A 2,246-nucleotide genomic window follows, 5' to 3' on the forward strand; every position below is an offset into this window, starting at 1 on the left:
TCCTCAGCGCCCTGGCGACTCTGACCGTTACCAACATGACAAACAGAAACAAAAATGTGGAGACGCGCCAGTGTCAAATTCCTGCGAATTTGTTCAGCACAGATGGCGCAGTTTTGAAACCCGAAGCGCGTCCTCGCGACAAACTGTGCTCCGCGGAATTGGTGGCTTTTGTGCATTTTAACGACCAGAAAGGATAAATATGGATGGGTTCACGTGTTGCAGGAGGCTTAGGTTATGCAACGATCTGGCCGCCAAGACCCATTATTTGTCTAAAGGTGAACGGCTTTCTTGTGCAGACAAAGCAGATACCAGTTGCGATCGGAACTCCAATCCTATGACCGATGGTCCCCAGACGTCGGCGATGCGCCGCTACGAATTTGTCGTTGACCTCATCAAGCGCCGCATTCGCACCGGGACGCTGAGGGTCGGTGATCGCCTGCCGTCTGTGCGGCAGTTAAGCGAGGATACGGGGTACAGCCCGATGACAGTTCATCATGCATACGAGCTCTTGGAGGCTGAGGCTGTTTGCGAGGCTCGGCCCCGGTCGGGCTTCTATGTCATCGGTTTGCCGGCGCCAGCGACAGGCTCACGAAGTCACGATGGCGATGGAGAGACTGTTAAAAATCTGCCTGAGGCTTTGCTGCACATTTGCTATTCAAATGAACTTGGCCCATTCGGCAGCTTCTACCCAAGTCCGGACTTATTCGACCGGAGCGAGATAGACCGGCTGTTGCGCCAGCTCTTGCGGCAAGGCGAGACCAGGCTTGTTGGGTGCGATTCACCACAAGGCGACATGCAGTTGCGACATGAAATTTCGCGCCGCGTCTCAAAGCGAGGATGCGTCGTCGCACAAGGGGAAATAATCGTCGGCAACACCGGCATGTCGTGCTTCGACATGTGCCTCAATGCATTTACCAAGCCAGGAGACGTAATCCTTGTCGAAAGTCCATCTTATTTTCCAATGCTGGCTGGATTGAACCGCAAGAGCCTCTCCGTGGTGGAAATTTATTCCCACCCGCGCTCTGGCATCAATCCCGAACAATTCCTGCATCTTGTCCGCTCGAATTCCGTTCGCGTGGCATTGCTTATGGGCTCCCATCACTATCCCACAGGCGTGACCTATTCCGAGCAAACTATGCGCCGTGTTGTGGAAATTGCTCGCCAACACCAAGTGCTTATCCTCGAAAATGACATGTTCAGCGACCTGAATTACCGTGGCAACAGACAGCCTTCGTTCAAACAACACGATCCGTCCGATATCGTAGTGCAATTCGGGAGTTTTATGGCCTCGCTCCCGCCAGCGTATGGATTGGGTTGGATCATTGCCGGCACCCACACACGGCGTTTGATGACCCACCAGTATACACACGGACTGAACAGCGGTGACGGTATTGTCCAGCGCGCGATCGCCACGTTTCTGGCGATCCGTAGTCAGGACCGACATTTGAGGCAATTGCGCGGCACACTTGCCGCGAGGATGCAAAGGGGCCTCGAGCTAATCGCAGAACATTTTCCCAGTGAGTGTGTTGTATCGTCTCCGGCCGGCGGGTTTATGTGCTGGGTGCGAGGGCCACTCGCCTTCGATGCCACTGGCGCTTTGCTTCAGGCGATAGAATCTGACTTCAGTTTTCTCCCTGGTCCTATTTTCTCGATCGAGGCCTCATTCCGAAACTTCGTTGCACTTAACTTCTCGTTCCCATGGACAGCTCAAAACGAAACTTATCTGGCGAATCTGGGTGAGATGATGCACAGGTCGGTCGGGCGGTGATGACCATTCAGATTGAAGGGGTTGAGGCTGCGCAGTCAAGCGGAAGCATCAGCCAGCCCAACCTCAAGGAGCACTTGAACGAAGCCTTCGTGCCGCAACGCCTGCCTGCGTACGGCTGACTTGCGCGAAATTTCGATTCAGACCCCAAGTATCAAGACCCAATCGAAAATTCGCTTTCTTAAAATACTTGAAGGGGCGCAGTTCGCACAAACTGCTGAGCGAGTTCGGGATATTGCGCAAGGGGCCAGCACCTATGGGCGAGGGGCTATTGGGTGGTGAGCAGCGGGAACGTGACTGATGAGATGTGGGCCGAATACAATGGCCGCGTGGGAAGCCGTGAGTGCACGGCCTGAAAAGCGCGGTGTCGGCCCCACGTGACCTGCCACTGAATTTTCATCCGGCTGCAGTTAGAGCCTCGGCGGGTTTTACGCCGTATGGCGCGGGTTGAGCAACGGGTGATCGGCGGAGCTGGTCGGGG

2 protein-coding genes and 1 pseudogene are annotated in these 2,246 nt (G+C 54.9%); all 3 read left to right on the top strand.

The features are described 5' to 3' along the window. Positions 1 to 197: hypothetical protein (locus NKI19_RS32585; RefSeq protein WP_352951291.1), on the top strand; the 197-nt coding region annotated here is incomplete at its 5' end. 137 nt (positions 198 to 334) lie between these two features. Continuing rightward, positions 335 to 1,768, top strand: a complete 1,434-nt coding sequence (locus NKI19_RS32590; RefSeq protein WP_352567702.1) for an aminotransferase-like domain-containing protein — start codon at positions 335 to 337, stop codon at positions 1,766 to 1,768. A 178-nt stretch (positions 1,769 to 1,946) separates the two neighbouring features. Then, positions 1,947 to 2,121: pseudogene (locus NKI19_RS33000) on the top strand (transposase); the annotation flags it as partial. Between the last annotated feature and the right edge of the window lie 125 nt (positions 2,122 to 2,246).

Source organism: Mesorhizobium sp. M0751 (genome assembly GCF_040320265.1).
Lineage (GTDB): Bacteria > Pseudomonadota > Alphaproteobacteria > Rhizobiales > Rhizobiaceae > Mesorhizobium.